The organism is Pontibacter chinhatensis, from assembly GCF_900113285.1.
GTDB classification, from domain to species: Bacteria; Bacteroidota; Bacteroidia; order Cytophagales; family Hymenobacteraceae; genus Pontibacter; species Pontibacter chinhatensis.
Genome location: NZ_FOOT01000001.1, coordinates 1,196,333 through 1,211,780, shown reverse-complemented (window position 1 = coordinate 1,211,780; position 15,448 = coordinate 1,196,333). Strand labels below are relative to the sequence as shown.

Genomic DNA, 15,448 nt, shown 5'->3' with positions numbered 1-15,448 from the left:
AGAGTCTCCCTTTTTGTATTTGATGAGGTAAGAAAAACTTGGCAAGCCTGCGCTTCTGAGTTAGTCAGTACAATGCGTGGCTATACTTTCCGGGATGAAAAAAACATATGCTCACAAATGCTCTTTCGGATTTGCAATCCGAAAGTATAGGAACCGCGGATTTGTAATCCGCAGCGGCAAAGGCTATAGCTATCAGCAAAAAGGCGGATTACAAATCCGCTGTTAAAAAGCTCCGGATGGCAAATCCGGAGCAGCAGTAAGGACCGCAGCAGCATAATGCTTGGCCATACTTTGATTACCTAACTTCTTGCTCATGTAAACCCACCCCAGCCCCTCCCAGGAGGGGAATTTGCAAAGAGTAAGTTGCTCGCCTCCTCCTAAAGAGTTGGGTAGTTTAATCGCAACTAAAGCTCTGGGCTATGCTTTCCGGAGATGATGTGAAAATAAGCGTGTTCGTTAACACTTTTCTTCTGAAATATTTGCATAGCTGAATACTATTGCAGAATTTGATAGCTGTAAAGGCAGGTAAAACCAGGCCAGGATGCGTGTTCGAATAACATCAAGGCTGCATTTTTATACTTGCTATACTTCCACACGGGCTGAACTTATGGCGGTTTATACTGCCAGTTAACGCCCCATACTTTAGAGTTGCTTATATGACTACAGCTTACAGATTCTCTTTTGCCTTATTGGCTTGCCTGGCAGTGCTGTTTAGCTCCTGCGCCAGCAAAAGTATAACCGCCTCACCTGAGGGCACCGTAACCAACAGCAGCGCCGTTTACACCATCCCGCTCGGGGGCAACACCTACCTTACTTCCGGGGCTGGCTCCGGGGATAAGGTAACCGCAGATGGAATTACGAGCTGGAGCAATCCGCAGAGCATCTTCTCCACTTACTTTAAAACCGAGAGTGCCGGCAGGGTGCAGCTGCAACTAGCCTTGGACGGACAGCAAGCAGGAAGCACCATCAAAGTAAGTATAGATGGGCAGAGCCGGGAGGTAAAGGTAAAGCCGGGAGACCAGCTGGTGGAAGTCGGAAAGTATGACCTGAAAGCGCCGGGCTACGTGCAGGTGGATGTGCAGGGGCTGCAGAAGAGCGGCACTGATTACGGAGCGGTAAAAGAGCTGATCGTGAAAGCGGATCAGGATCTTGGGCTGTCCTTTGTGAAGGATAACGAAGCCAGCAGGTTTTACTGGGGCAGAAGAGGGCCGTCGGTGCACCTTTCCTATACTTTGCCGGCGGAGAAAAATTTCAAATGGTTCTACAGCGAGCTGGAAGTACCGGAGGGCGACGAGCCTATCGGTTCATACTTTATGGCCAATGGCTTTGGAGAGGGATACTTCGGCATACAGGTAAACTCGCCTTCGGAGCGACGGGTGTTGTTCTCAGTCTGGAGCCCGTTTGTAACCGACAACCCGGAGGAGATACCCGAGGAGGAAAAGATAAAGCTGCTCAAAAAAGGCGAGGGCGTGTATACCGGTGAGTTCGGCAACGAAGGCTCCGGCGGGCAGAGCTATTTTAAGTATAACTGGAAGGCCGACAACACTTACCGCTTCCTCAACTCTGTGGAGCCCGACGGCAAAGGCAACACCATCTATACTGCCTACTTTTACGCACCCGAAGAGGGAAAATGGAAACTGATTGCCAGCTTCTTAAGGCCCAAAACCGACACTTGGTATAAAAGGCCGCACTCCTTTCTGGAGAACTTCCACGACACACGAGGCCACATCAGCCGCCGCGGGCTGTACAAAAACCAGTGGGCCAGGGATGTGGACGGAAATTGGGTGGAATTGACTGAGGCCCGTTTCACAGGTGACGACATTGCCAGAAGAGCCTACCGCCTGGATTACAGCGGCGGCCGGGAAGGAACACAGTTCTTCCTCCGAAACGGCGGCTTTTTCGATGAGACGGTGGCCATCGGCACAATGTTCAACAGACCCGCCTCCGAAACGCCACCTGTTGTAGATTTCGACAGCCTGCCCTAATCTGGCAGCGCACTGGCAAAGTATACTTTCTGCTAAATGAAAAAAGAGGCCGGCTGTGACAACAGCCGGCCTCTTTCAGTTCCAAAAAACTACCGCTCTGGCGGGCAGCTTTCCAGCAGTTCTTGCACCTCCGTCAAAGTATAGCGCGGGTTGTTGTTGCCGAAGTTGGTCTGGATGTAGTTGAGCAGGTTTGTTATATGGTCCGCTCGCAGGTCAACGCCCGGCATTTCCTTGTTGTACTCCACGCCATTCACGATAATAGAGCCATCCATGCCATGCCGGATAATACAGGGCAAGGCATCGCGGTGCGTCTGCAGGTAGTCGGCGTTGGCCAGGGGCGGGATCAGGCCCTTCAGGCCGCTGCCGTCATCCATGTGGCAACTCTGGCAGTGCTGCTCGTACAGGCGCTTTCCTTCGTCCTTCTTCTTGGTAAAGCACTGGGTAAGGGTGGTCAGGGCGAAGCCTGCCATCGCCACCATCACCAGCTTATTTTGTCTCATGCTCCTTCTGGCTTAGTAGCAGCGGGATGTCTTTTATCAGCCTGTCCACATCTTCCTCCAGGGTGCCGTTGTAATGCCCCCTGATGCGGCGCTGCTGGTCAATCAGGTAAAAGTCGCCGGAGTGGGAGAAACCGCCCTCTGCGTTGGCATCCTCTTCTACGGCGGCCAGGTACTGCTTGGCAATGTCGTAGATGCTGTCCATATCGCCCGTAAGCATGTGCCACTTGGCCGTTTCAATTCCCAGCCTGTCGGCATAGTCCTTCAGCACGGCCACCGTGTCGTGGTCCGGGTCGATGGAGTGGGAGAGCAGCACCACGTTCGGGTTATCCTTGTAGGCCTCATACACGCGCAGCATCTGCGATTTCATTTTGGGGCAGATGGTAGGGCAGCTCGTGAAGAAGAAATCCGATACGTATACTTTGCCCGCCACTGTTTCCTGCGTTACCAGCTGGCTGTCCTGGTCCACGAACGCGAAATCGGGGATCTGGTGGTAGATGGTATCAACTACCGTTTCGCCGTTTACCACGCGCTCCACCGGCTCCCGCTCGCCATAAATGGGCAGGGTTGTAGACTTGCTGCCGGAGTCGCAGCTATAAAAAGCGGTTGATGCCAGGGCGAGGAATCCAGCCGCCAGCCCGGTTTTCAGGCTTAGATTATTTCTCTTGCTCATACTTCTTTGCGGTTTCCTGGGCAGCGGAAATAGTGCTGTCCATGATCGTCTGTACTCGTTCTATCTTCTTCAATTCAGTTTGCAGATACTGCATGGCTTGCTCATGTTGCAGGGTATCCGGGGAGCTATACTCGCGCATCCATTGCCGCATGGCCTCATCCGCCTGCTCCAGGCCGCCGATCTCCTGCTCCAACGCGCGCAGGGAGGCAGTATCAGCCTGCTGTGCCTGCAGGGTATCGCGCACGTTGCGCAGCGAGCGACGCAGCTTCAGGATTTCCCCCATGCGGGCCATGGCCTCGTCGTGGATGTGCAGCACCTTTGCCTCCAGCTCAGTTTTCTCCGTTTCCGGGGAGGAGCCTCCCTGGCAGGCCGAGAACAGCACCAGGGGCAGGGCAAGCAGTATCAAATATTTCTTCATGGTAAACTTTATCTTACAAAGCATGGCCACTGCCATCTGTCTTTAAAATGATTTGAAAGGGGAAAAGTTTGCTGCTCATAGGCTTTTTCCAACATATGGAACAGGCACGCCACTGCGGCTGAAAGGGAGCGAAAGGTAAAGCCAGGGTGATGCCGGGCTCAGGTAAAGCAATCGGTGTGGCAGGCACTGCACGGCCTGTGCAAAATCACGGAACATAATCAGCAGGTACACTACCGTAAAGCTGAGGCTTATAACATTGCTACGCCACATACTACAAAGGTAGGGGCAAAGGCCGGCAACTGCAAGCATAAAAATGCCCGGCCATAACCGGGCATAAGGGATTACAAAGTATAAATGAGCCTGGGGAAGTATAAAAAGCCTAGGCCGGTACGGTGATCTCGGAGTGCAGTGCCTGCGACACCTGACGGTACTGGCCCTCGGAGATGTGGTCGCGCAGGAAACTCATCACGTCATGGTAGGCGTAATAGGCATGGTCCAGCGTCGGGAAATCGGCCTGGTCGGCACCGGAGTCCTTGCTGCGAATATACTCCAGCCACTCATCTTCGTGGCGGATGCGCACCGGGTCGTGCAGCGAGAAGCCATCGAAGTAAATGCCCTTCCAGATGATGGGGAGCTGCGCCCCCAGGTGAATGGCCTCTCCGGGCTGTATGCGGTCGCGGATGGCGTGCAGCACGGATCTGAAAATACGGGCCGCCTTCATCTCGTCATCAATGCCCAGGTAAGTACACAGCTCGTGCAGCCATGTCTTACTTTCCTTTACATAATTATCAAAATTCATCGCCATAGTTTGTCTTCGGTTTTAGATGGAACATACTCTCCCTGTAAAGAACGAAGACACCATGGAAGGGTTTAGGCGACAGTTAGTTACCACTTTTTAAACACGAAGAAGACTGCGGCAAGTATAAGTATAAAACCCACGATGTAATTCCACTTCACCTCCTCGCGCAGGTACAGCACCGAGAATGCGATGAACACCACCAGCGTGATAACTTCCTGAATGGTTTTGAGCTGAAAAGCGGTGAATTGCCCGTGCCCGATGCGGTTGGCCGGCACCTGAAAGCAGTATTCGAAGAAGGCAATAAGCCAACTTATCATGATCACTTTCCAGAGGGCGGTTTCTTTAAAGCGCAGGTGGCCGTACCAGGCGAAAGTCATGAAGATGTTGGAGATGAGTAGCAGCAGAACCGTTTTCATACTTCTTTTTCTTGCAAATCTGTGCATTTTACCCTTTTCAAAGTATAGCTTTTAAAAAAATATTTGGCAGGAACACAGGCTATAGTTCCGGTACGGCACACTTTTCGTTAGCGGCATTCTAAATATCCATCTACTACTATAAAAAACTATGAAAAAGATGAATGCCTGGGTACTGGCCGCGCTGCTAGGAGCAGTTACCCTGAGCGGTTGCCAGACCCGAACCGCCAACCCGGAAGAGGATTACCTGCAGGTAATTGGGGAGTATGAACAGCCCATGCCCGAAGCAGGCTACCGGCTGAGCCTGACCTACAACGGCCCCATGAACATGCGCCAGGAGTTTATCCATTGGGCTGATTCGCTGCGCGAGGAGGTGCCCAGCATGATGCTCACCAACGACAACACCTACTTCACCTACATGCCCGAGCAGATGGCGAAGGAAAAAATAAAGCCGTCCATGTTCCAGACCAGCATGACCTACAACATCGTGGTGCCCGACAGCGCCACTTACGGCCGCATCATCCAGAGTGTGCTGGATAAACGCTTCCCTTTCAACCTGAATGTGTCGGGTACTTTTGTGGAACCTGCGGAAAAGCAGAAGCTGCAACAGGAGCTGATGCAGAAAGCCCTGGACAACGCCAAAGCCAAGCTCAACTTCCTGAGCGGGGGAGAGGGCAAGTATAAGATTGTGAGAATCGAGGAGATGGACAACATGCAGCCCTATGGCCCGGAATACTATGAGTTTAACCGCAAGATGGCCTCACGGGTAAAGGTGAAGGCCCGATTGACCTCCAACTAAACGAACCTTGTGCTATTTTACTCCGCCCCTTGCCAGCGCAAGGGGCGGAGCTGTTTTAGGGCAGGCCATAGGGCACCTCCCCAGTAGCTAGGCCCAGGATGATGGAAGCAGTAAGTATAAAAACAGTAGTTTCCAGCAAAAGAAAGGGCGCTTTTTAAAGCACCTGCTATTTGTGTTTTTTGAGGGCAAAAAGTAGCTGATAAGGCACCTTTAAGGTAGGTAAATTGTTATATTTTAGCCATTTATACTTTGTAGAGCCGGGCCGGACGACCATCGGGTGCGGCAGCGTGGTTTTAGCGCTTCAAAAGTATAGTTTAAACGAAATAAAAGTGGTAATTTTACCTATTCAATCTACCCTGATACATACATGAGTGAAGTAGAAGAAAAATCATTAGCAAACGATTATTCAGCAAATAGCATCCAGGTACTGGAAGGGCTTGAGGCGGTTCGCAAGCGCCCGGCCATGTACATTGGCGACATTGGCATCAAAGGCCTGCACCACCTGGTGTGGGAAGTGGTGGACAACTCTATTGACGAGGCCCTGGCCGGTCACTGCGACGAGATCAACGTGACCATCAACCCCGAAAACTCTATCACGGTATCGGATAACGGCCGTGGCATCCCTACGGATTTCCACCAGAAGGAAGGCCGCTCGGCCCTGGAGGTGGTAATGACGGTGCTGCACGCCGGTGGTAAGTTCGACAAGGACACGTACAAAGTGTCCGGCGGTCTGCACGGCGTGGGGGTATCCTGCGTGAACGCACTCTCGAGCGACATGCACGTGACCGTACACCGCAAAGGCAAGATCTTCGAGCAGCATTATAACATTGGGGTGCCGGCCTTTCCGGTACGCGAGATTGGGGAGACAGACAAAACAGGTACTATCGTAACTTTCCACCCAGACGCCTCCATCTTTACGACTACCGAGTATAAGTATGACACCATTGCCAGCCGCCTGCGCGAACTGGCGTTCCTCAACAAGGGCATCCGCATTAACCTGCAGGACCTGCGGGAACTGAATGAGCAAGGTGAGCCGCTGAGCGATACCTTCTACTCTGAAGGCGGCCTGAAGGAGTTTGTGACTTACCTGGACGAGACGCGCGAGAACCTGATTCCGGAGCCGATTCACGTGGAAAGCGAGAAGAACGGTGTGCCGGTAGAGATTGCGCTGCAGTACAACACTTCCTATACCGAGAACATTTTCTCGTATGTAAACAACATCAACACCATCGAGGGCGGTACGCACGTGGCCGGTTTCCGCCGCGCCCTGACCCGTACCCTGAAGTCCTATGCCGAGAAATCCGGCATGCTGGATAAGGTGAAGATCGATATCAACGGTGACGACTTCCGTGAGGGCCTGACGGCCGTTATCTCCGTGAAGGTAGCTGAGCCGCAGTTTGAGGGACAGACCAAAACCAAGCTGGGTAACTCCGAGGTTTCCGGAGCCGTGGACACCGCGGTGGGTGAGATGCTGAACCAGTACCTGGAGGAGAACCCGAAAGAGGCCCGCACCATTGTAAACAAAGTTATACTTGCTGCCCAGGCCCGCCATGCAGCCCGCAAGGCCCGCGAAATGGTGCAGCGCAAGAGTGTGCTCTCCAGCACCAGCCTTCCAGGCAAACTGGCCGACTGCTCGGATAACAACCCCGAGAACTGCGAGATTTACCTGGTGGAGGGTGACTCGGCGGGTGGATCGGCCAAGCAGGGCCGCGACCGTAAGTTCCAGGCCATTCTGCCGCTGCGCGGTAAGATCCTGAACGTGGAGAAAGCCCAGGAGCACCGCATCTACGAGAACGAGGAGATCAAGAACATGATCACGGCCTTCGGGGTGAGCTTCGGTACGGCAGAGGACGACAAGGCGCTGAACCTGGAGAAACTGCGCTACCACAAGATCATCATCATGACGGACGCCGACGTGGACGGCTCCCACATCCGTACCCTCATCCTGACGTTCTTCTTCCGCTACATGAAGGAACTCCTTGAGAAAGGCTACATCTATATTGCACTGCCTCCGCTGTACCTGGTTAAGAAAGGCAAGGAAGAGCGTTACTGCTGGAGCGAGCAGGACCGTATGGATGCGATTGCCGAGCTTGGCAAGGGCAAGGATGAGAGCGTGAACGTGCAGCGCTACAAAGGTCTGGGAGAGATGAACCCGGAGCAGCTCTGGACCACTACCATGAACCCGGAGGTGAGAAGCCTGAAGCAGGTAACGATCGAGTCTGCCGCAGAGGCCGATCACCTGTTCTCGATGCTGATGGGCGACGAGGTAGGCCCACGCCGCGACTTTATCGAGCGCAACTCCAAATACGCCCGCGTAGACGTGTAAGGCTTAGGCTTTAGCGATAAACAGGAGCGGCGGCTATACTTTAAAAGTATGGCCGCCGCTTTTTTATTAACTAAATGCTATATTGAGTAGCAGATGTATGTGGATGAGTATCAGCAGTTACGCACATAGTGCAGTTAAGTGTATGGTTACATTTAGCTGGTAGTTAGCCAAAATGAAAGTTATAGAATGAAGGGATTCACTTTATCAATCTTTACCATACTATCAGTCCTTTATTGTCTTCGCTTCGGCTACATCTGGACAGCCTATGGGCATGGGGGGCAACTGATGGGTATACCCTTCGCTCTAATTATGATTGGCTTAACAATATGGTATGTGTCAGCAAATAATGAAATAAAAAAAGAGAAGGTGTTCTACGGAGCTCTATTTTACTTTTTGTCGTTGGCCTTTTTCAGCATAACTATAGAAATAATCAGAAGCACTAACCCGAATCACTTTGAGCTACTTTATGTAGAGCCAGAAGATATAGTAAATAAAATTTTCATGGGGCTTGCAGCAGCTGGAATTTTAGCCACAGTTCTGAAATTTCGACAAATAAACAAGCAGGAAGCTGTGCAGTAGAATCTCTTTGGCTAACAAGGCGTTCTATTAGAAAAGCAAGTTTCAAAGTAGAATTTTTTTAAGCTGTACCAGCGTATAGTCAATAGGCTACTGCCCCTCTAACTTTTCTTAGAAGGTGTCCCATATTTCCGCTCCCATTATGCCGCCCTTTCTGTCTACAACTGCAGCGCCACATACGGCGTGTTGCGTCGCACCACGGCAAACATACGACTCAGGAGCTTGTTGCGGATGCTGTTAAGCACGACCATGTGGTGCTTTCCCTCCTTGAGCTTCCGCTCATAATACTTCCTGTACTCGCTTCCCCGCTTGAGGGTGTTGACCGCCCCGATGGTCATCAGCCCCTTGAGCCGCTTATGGGCGATGTGGGAGACCTGGGTGCGGCCCCGCACGCTGGTGCCGGACTGCCTGGGAAAAGGGGCCGTGCCGATGAAGCAGGCAAACTTGCGCCAGTCGCGGAACCTGGTGAAGCCCTCACTGAAGGCCAGCACGTGGGCGGCAATCATCAATCCCACACCCGGCACCGAGCGCAGCAGCCGGTACTGTTTTGAAAGCTCCTGCTCCGTCTCAAGCAATTGCTCGATCTGCTCGTTTACCTTCTCCAACTGCTTTTTGACCTGCTCGATCTGCGCCCGCAGCGAGGCGAGGATGAAGCTGATGTCGAGCACACCGGCCGCTAGCTTAGTCTCGGAGAGGGTGACTGTGAGGCGGCTCTTGTGGCGGATCAGCCTGGCCCGGTGCGCAAGCAGGAACTTCAGCTCGGAGAGCCTAGTGGAGGCGAGCCTGTGGGGCGTGAGCTGGTCGTGAAAGCGGTGAGCGTAGCGGGCGATCATGGCCGCGTCCGTCTTGTCTGACTTGCCCCGGACGATGCCCATCGAGTGCTTGATGCGGTAAGCCGACTCAAGTACGTAGTCGAGCCCAGCAGCCGAGAGGAAGTGACAAAGGGAGAGGGAGTAGACGCCGGTGTCCTCCAGGCAGAGGAGACACTGCTCTGCAGGGGCATGCTGCTTTACAAAGGAGAGCAGCTTTTTAAAACCCTTGGCTGCGTTAGTAAACTGTCCGTGGTGCTGTTTCAACTCCGGAACGAGCAGAGAGACATCAAGCGTAGCCTTGCTCACGTCGATGCCGATAAACACGCTTTTTTTCATAACTTGAATGAGTATAGGTGAGATAAGGGAAGTAAAAGTTGAACCAACCACCACCTTTATGAGGCCTTGAAGCCTAGCGTTCTATCAGGTCAGGTGTTCAACCCAAAGCAGCCGGAGGACTAACACCTTGTCAAGGTACCAAGCCTACACATAAGCAAAAGTTCTCCCCCGGTTGCTTATAAGTTAAGTAATTGTATTTATTTAGGAGGGTAAAAATAAAGGCATATAAGCCTTACTTCGGCTGCGGCTCGTTCATCAGCTGCACGAACACGTTATAAGCCATTTTAACCGACAGACAAATCCGTAATTTTGATAGACGAATGACAACGACATAAAATTACTTTCACAACTAACTGCAGTGCTCACAAAGGTCAAAAATGGCAAAGAATTAATAGAGTACTTTTTAAATTTGATTAGGACAGTTAGAAGAATGCTGTCAGCTTCGCTTGTTTTTTTCGAACGTTCGGAAATACGACGAAAATGCATTGGCGAAAATGCTATCTCTTTAGGACAAAACTGAAACCCTAACAATTTTGATTAAGAAATCCATGCAAAATGCTGACCTTTCTATCAAAAAAGATGATATAGACCTGTTCGAAAACCTTACTGACAGTGAGTTTCTTGAGTTAAAAGACCTTTTTCATTATAAAAAATACAAAAAAGGAGCTTTCATCATTGCAGAAAACGATATGGTTAAGCACGTTTATTTCATTCGATCAGGCTTAGTAAAGCTCTCCTATTTTGATGATGATAATAAAGAATTTATTTTATCATTTGCTCAAGAAAATTGGTGGGAAACAGACTTTCCAGCTTTTTATAATCAGACCAAATCATCATTAACACTTCAATGCATAGAAGACACCGAAACTTACGGGTTGAGTTTCGATGATTACACGGCGATATTGGATAAACACAGCTTGTCAAAATATTTTCTTGAGAAATCTATAAAAGGGCATATCGCCAATCAAAATAGAATTCTTTCCCTACTGAAGCACAAGCCCAAAGAACAATATGAACAATTCCTGCAATTATATCCCTCTCTTTTACAGAGGATTCCAAAATCCGTGCTATGCTTATACCTTGGCATTTCGAGAGAAACTTTGAGCCGATTGTATAAAACACGCTAAGAAAGTGATTTCGGTCACACGTCCATGCCAATAGATAATGGGAATTTTGCATCAATTAAAATATGTAAAATTTTAAATGAATCAGAAATGGTAAAAAACATTATCAATCCTTGGTCTTGGCAGGATGAGAGAAATTATGTACAGGCAGTGGAAGTGAAAAATATTGAAGGCACTTTGTATGTTTCAGGACAAACAGCTATTAGCGATGAGGGCATCTCCAGTAATGAAGATATGCGTTCACAATTAATCCAGACCATTCAAAGTTTAGAAAAAGTTATTAGGAAAGCTGATTATGAATTGAAAAACATTGTACGATTAAATATTTATACCACTTCAAACACCGAATTGCTTGAAAATTTTGACATCATTCAAAATTGGATAACTGAAAACAAAATCAAACAAACATCGACCGTATTGGAAGTAAAAAGTCTTTTTGAAACATTAAAGGTGGAGTTTGAAGCAACGGTAGTAAAGTAAGGTTAAAAAAATCGGTTTATTATATGGTATTGCCAAAAGCGGGGCTAAATGGACTCGATTCCACGTTTGTGCAAAGTTCGACATTCTTTCTTCAATTGAACTTTTATGATAAAAATCCCCGCCTTCGGCAATACCTTTACCGTTGGGTTAAGCTTGCAGCACAAAATTCCAAACAAATTAAAATGGACAACCAAACATTGCTTCTCCTCTCAGTATTAGGAGTAATTGTATTCTCATTTATTGCAGGGTACTTTTACCGATATGCAGACGGAAAATTCAATATTCAAGAGGGTGATAAAAAGAAAAGTATCTGCAATGGCAGGCGACTCATGGAGCCAGTGTAAAAAAAGTAATTACAGCCTTATCAATCCTGTTTGGAGTCCTAATGTTTTTTCAAATATTAAGTGTATTATAGGAAGCCCAGACATATGATACATCATCAGCCCGCATCTACGAAAATTTAAAAAGAGATTCGTCTTTGTATTGAAGGAAAATATTAGCCGGCTAGAATCGAGAACGAGTTTTAGGGCTGCTTTTCTGGAAAATGCTTACATAGTAAACAGCGAACAAGATGATTAAAGGGTATTCCTGAAGAACAAATTTGCCACACTACCTAAACGTCAGCCTTTGTAGATGGCTGAGCCCAGCTCTGACCGCAAAAAACATGTGAGGGCAGAATGAGTAAAGTATAAACCCGCCGCTTTCCGCCCATAGCTTTCCAATTAAAAGAAAAACGCGCCCTGCTAAATTATTGACAGAGCTATACTTAGCCACTATATCCTGGGCAACCATTCAAAGCACCTTCCGCTATAATAGTATATTTTATAGTTAGGTTATACTTTAAAGTACTGTAAAGCGATGAAGGAGGGAAAATCCGCTACCGACATGGTGGCCGAGGCAAAGCAGCAGGTGGAGAACCTTTCTCCCGACCAGGTAGAAGCAGAGCTCGCCAAAGGGAATGCAACGCTAATCGATATCCGGGAAAGTGAAGAGCTAAAGCAGTACGGCAAAATTGCAGGCTCCGTGCACGCGCCTCGCGGGATGCTGGAGTTTTATGCCGATCCGGCGCAGCCTTACCACAAACCGGAATTTGATAAAAACAGCCGGCTGATTCTGCATTGCGCCTCTGGCAGCCGCTCCGCATTGGCCACAGCTACTTTAAACAAAATGGGCTACCGCAACGTGGCACACCTCGATGGGGGCTTCAAAGCCTGGAGGGAATGCGGCAAAAGCGTAGAGCAGCACGAGGAGTAAACCTTTCTTATTGTAAAGTATGTGTAAAGCAAGCCTCGTCAGTTTGGTATTGATGCAGGCCACGGATATCTTTGGGCTTATACTCCAGGTAGTTGGATGATGGTTAGTGCAGTTGGCAAGCTACCAGGAACATTGCTGGAAAGCTTAAGTCTAAATCGAACCGCCCATGAAAACCACCGTACTCGTTGCTAGAATCCTGCTGGGGCTAATCTTTCTGGTGTTTGGCCTGAACGGGTTTTATACTTTCATACCGGTGCCGGAGTACCATCCCTTCATGGCATTACTGGTATCAAGCGGGCTGATTTTCTTTGTAAAGACCATTGAGGTACTAGCAGGCCTGCTGCTTTTGCTCAACAGGTTTGTGCTGGCTGCCTTGGTGCTTTTAGGTCCGGTGGTAGTCAACATCGCATTGTTTCACTTGCTCATCGATCACCGCAACTGGCCAATCGCCCTAGTCAACCTGCTGCTGTACGGCATTCTGGTCAGTAACTATTGGTCGTATTTCAAAGTCTTTCTTAAGCCCAAAGTGGAACAGCTGTAAAGGGTTTTATACTTGCCACAGGCATTTTCCAGCTCATGCTTATTTCCACCCCGATCGCTGCACGGCGAGCTAATGATTTATACTTCCTGATTAAACTTTATACTTCAAATACACTCTAAGAGCACGGCGGTTTATACTTGCGGAATGGTAATCTGAGTATCGCTATACCTGTAAGTATGAATTTTATAGAGGCCTTTCTTGTTAAAGGTGAATAAAAGCCGCTAAAATACGCTGCCGTACGGCTGTTTTTATATGAAAGTGCTATTTTTGGGCCGGGGAAGTTACCACGTGTGGCGCTCCGGCATTAGTCTATACTTTACAACCTAAAACAAAGTCGATTTAAACATGTCGAACTGGAAAAATCACCTGAAATTACTGCTATTCGGTGCTGCCGTGCTGTATGGCGCAGAAGCATCCGCGCAGCAAAGCGCATCACCTAAAGGGCCCTTTATCGATAAGGCCAACATGGATCTGTCCGTAAAGCCGGGCGACGATTTTTACAACTACGCCAGCGGCGCCTGGGTAAGAAGCAACCCGGTGCCAGCTAAAGAAACCCGCTGGGGCAGCTTTAACCTGCTGCGCGATTTTAACATTCAGGCCGTAAAAGACATTCTGGATGAGGCCGCTGCCGACAAGAACGCCGCAGCAGGCTCTGTAAACAAGCGCGTGGGCGATTTCTACGCCTCTGCCATGGATAGCGCCGCTATCGACAAACTGGGTTACAAGCCAATCAAAAAAGACCTTAAAAGAGCCGGCAAGGTAAAGAACCTGCAAGGTGTTCTGAACGAGGTGGCTTACCAGCGTACGTCTGGTGTGGGATCTCCGATGTTCGGTTTCTACGTGGGTCAGGACCGCAAGGACCCGAACACCATGATTCCGCAGTTCAGCCAGGGCGGTACTACCCTGCCGGACCGCGACTACTACCTGAAGAATGACGCCCGTAACCAGAAGATTCAGGAGGCTTATAAAACCTACATCACGCAGTTGTTCACGCTGACAGGTACGCCGGAGGCCAAAGCCAAGCAGCATGCCGAGACTATCTTCAACCTGGAGAAGAAAATGGCCGAAGCGCAGATGGCCCGCGTGGAGATGCGCGACCCTTACAAAACCTACAACAAGTTTGCTGTTGCCGATTTTAGCAAAACCACGTCAAACATCGACTGGCAGCCGCTGATGGCCAAAATGAAGGTAACCGGCGAGGACACCATCCTGGTGAACAACCCGAAGTTCTTCTCAGAGCTGAACGACCTGCTGACTTCAACACCAATCGCTGACTGGCAGACATACCTGCAGTGGAACATCCTGAAGTCTTCTGCACCCTACCTGAGCACGCCGTTTGCCGACGCTAACTTTGCCTATACCCAGGCCCTGACCGGCCAGAAAGTACAGACGCCACGCTGGCAGCGCATGTCTCAGCTGACAGACCGCACCATCGGCGAGCTGCTGGGCCAGCTGTATGTGCAGAAGCACTTTAAGCCGGAGGCTAAGGCCAGAATGAACGAGATGATCGCCAACCTGATCAAAGCCTACGAGATCCGCATCAACAAGCTGGAGTGGATGAGCCCTGCCACCAAGGAAAAAGCGCTGGCTAAGCTGCATGCCTTCCGTCCGAAAGTAGGTTACCCAGACAAGTGGGAGACGTACGACGGCCTGGAGATCAAGCGCGACGCCTTCTTTGCCAACGTACGTAACTCCGGCGAGTGGGGTTACAACAAAATGGTGAACCAACTGGGCAAGCCGGTAGACCGCGAGCGTTGGGGTATGACGCCTCCGACCGTGAATGCCTACTACAGCCCGGTGATGAACGAGATCGTGTTCCCGGCCGGTATCCTGCAGTTCCCGTTCTTCGACCCGAAAGCGGATGACGCGGTGAACTACGGCGGTATCGGTGCAGTAATCGGTCACGAAATCTCCCACGGTTTCGACGACTCCGGTAGCCAGTACGACAAAGACGGTACGCTGCGCAACTGGTGGCAGGAAGAAGACCTGGCTAAGTTCAAAGCTAAGGCTAAGTTGCTGAAAGAGCAGTACGATGGCTACACGGTGCTGGACTCTATCCACGTAAACGGCCAACTGACACTTGGCGAGAACATCGGTGACCTGGGTGGTCTGGCTGGCGCTTACGAGGCCTTTAAGATGACCAAGCAGGGACAGTCTAACGAACTGATTGATGGCTTTACGCCGGATCAGCGTTTCTTCCTGTCGTGGGCGCAAGTATGGAGAGGCAACATTCTGCCAGAAGCCGCTGCCCAGCAGATTGTAACCGACCCGCACTCACCAGGCCAGTACAGAACGATTGGACCGCTGGTGAACATGGATGCCTGGTACGAGGCGTTCGACGTGCAGCCTGGCGACAAGCTCTACAAAGCACCGGAAGAAAGAATCAGAATCTGGTAATTCGGTTCTGAATCAAGT

The 15,448-nt window shown here is 50.0% G+C and carries 16 protein-coding genes; 10 read left to right on the top strand and 6 right to left on the bottom strand.

Annotated features, from left to right (window positions below):
* Positions 1–656 precede the first annotated feature (656 nt).
* A complete protein-coding gene (locus BM040_RS05110; RefSeq protein ID WP_092099374.1) occupies positions 657–1,985 on the top strand; it encodes a DUF3472 domain-containing protein in 1,329 nt (442 codons plus the stop codon).
* Between the two features lie 89 nt (positions 1,986–2,074).
* Here the strand turns inward: BM040_RS05110 and BM040_RS05105 are convergent, their stop codons facing one another.
* The 5 genes from BM040_RS05105 to BM040_RS05085 all read right to left on the bottom strand — a co-directional run bounded on the left by BM040_RS05105 (position 2,075) and on the right by BM040_RS05085 (position 4,788).
* Positions 2,075–2,485 carry a c-type cytochrome gene (locus tag BM040_RS05105; protein WP_092099373.1) on the bottom strand — a complete coding sequence of 137 codons (411 nt, stop codon included), beginning with the start codon at positions 2,483–2,485 and terminating at the stop codon, positions 2,075–2,077.
* Positions 2,472–3,155 carry an SCO family protein gene (locus BM040_RS05100; protein ID WP_092099372.1) on the bottom strand — a complete coding sequence of 228 codons (684 nt, stop codon included), beginning with the start codon at positions 3,153–3,155 and terminating at the stop codon, positions 2,472–2,474. Before BM040_RS05100 ends, BM040_RS05105 begins: the two co-directional genes overlap by 14 nt.
* A complete protein-coding gene (locus BM040_RS05095) occupies positions 3,139–3,573 on the bottom strand; it encodes a hypothetical protein (RefSeq protein WP_092099489.1) in 435 nt (144 codons plus the stop codon). Before BM040_RS05095 ends, BM040_RS05100 begins: the two co-directional genes overlap by 17 nt.
* Positions 3,574–3,952: 379 nt before the next feature.
* Positions 3,953–4,378: a DUF2267 domain-containing protein gene (locus BM040_RS05090; protein WP_245756101.1), complete on the bottom strand. Its 426-nt coding sequence runs from the start codon at positions 4,376–4,378 to the stop codon at positions 3,953–3,955.
* 80 nt (positions 4,379–4,458) lie between these two features.
* Entirely contained in the window at positions 4,459–4,788 is a 330-nt protein-coding gene (locus BM040_RS05085; protein ID WP_092099370.1) for a DMT family protein, read from the bottom strand.
* Between the two features lie 148 nt (positions 4,789–4,936).
* Here BM040_RS05085 and BM040_RS05080 point away from each other — a divergent pair, with 148 nt between their 5' ends.
* The 3 genes from BM040_RS05080 (at position 4,937) to BM040_RS05070 (ending at position 8,489) form a co-directional block, all read left to right on the top strand.
* Complete coding sequence (locus BM040_RS05080) at positions 4,937–5,584, top strand: SIMPL domain-containing protein (RefSeq protein WP_092099369.1); 648 nt, start codon at positions 4,937–4,939, stop codon at positions 5,582–5,584.
* A 367-nt stretch (positions 5,585–5,951) separates the two neighbouring features.
* Positions 5,952–7,910 (top strand): DNA topoisomerase (ATP-hydrolyzing) subunit B, encoded by a 1,959-nt coding sequence (gene gyrB, locus BM040_RS05075; RefSeq protein ID WP_092099368.1) that lies wholly within the window; start codon positions 5,952–5,954, stop codon positions 7,908–7,910.
* Positions 7,911–8,219: 309 nt separating this feature from the next.
* Complete coding sequence (locus BM040_RS05070) at positions 8,220–8,489, top strand: hypothetical protein (protein WP_139217762.1); 270 nt, start codon at positions 8,220–8,222, stop codon at positions 8,487–8,489.
* 155 nt (positions 8,490–8,644) lie between these two features.
* Here BM040_RS05070 and BM040_RS05065 read toward each other — a convergent pair whose 3' ends face one another.
* A complete protein-coding gene (locus BM040_RS05065; RefSeq protein WP_092099366.1) occupies positions 8,645–9,634 on the bottom strand; it encodes an IS110 family RNA-guided transposase in 990 nt (329 codons plus the stop codon).
* 533 nt (positions 9,635–10,167) lie between these two features.
* On the opposite strand from BM040_RS05065, the gene BM040_RS05060 reads away from it, so the two are divergent.
* The 6 genes from BM040_RS05060 (at position 10,168) to BM040_RS05030 (ending at position 15,430) form a co-directional block, all read left to right on the top strand.
* Positions 10,168–10,761: a Crp/Fnr family transcriptional regulator gene (locus BM040_RS05060; RefSeq protein ID WP_217646690.1), complete on the top strand. Its 594-nt coding sequence runs from the start codon at positions 10,168–10,170 to the stop codon at positions 10,759–10,761.
* Between the two features lie 24 nt (positions 10,762–10,785).
* The gene (locus BM040_RS05055) at positions 10,786–11,238 is read left to right on the top strand and encodes a RidA family protein (protein ID WP_245756100.1); all 453 of its coding nucleotides are present in this window, start codon (positions 10,786–10,788) and stop codon (positions 11,236–11,238) included.
* 23 nt (positions 11,239–11,261) lie between these two features.
* Positions 11,262–11,582, top strand: a complete 321-nt coding sequence (locus BM040_RS05050) for a hypothetical protein (protein ID WP_092099364.1) — start codon at positions 11,262–11,264, stop codon at positions 11,580–11,582.
* Positions 11,583–12,096: 514 nt separating this feature from the next.
* Positions 12,097–12,492 (top strand): rhodanese-like domain-containing protein, encoded by a 396-nt coding sequence (locus tag BM040_RS05040; RefSeq protein WP_092099362.1) that lies wholly within the window; start codon positions 12,097–12,099, stop codon positions 12,490–12,492.
* Positions 12,493–12,658: 166 nt separating this feature from the next.
* The gene (locus tag BM040_RS05035; RefSeq protein WP_092099361.1) at positions 12,659–13,033 is read left to right on the top strand and encodes a hypothetical protein; all 375 of its coding nucleotides are present in this window, start codon (positions 12,659–12,661) and stop codon (positions 13,031–13,033) included.
* 345 nt (positions 13,034–13,378) lie between these two features.
* A complete protein-coding gene (locus tag BM040_RS05030; RefSeq protein WP_394333071.1) occupies positions 13,379–15,430 on the top strand; it encodes a M13 family metallopeptidase in 2,052 nt (683 codons plus the stop codon).
* Positions 15,431–15,448 lie beyond the last annotated feature (18 nt).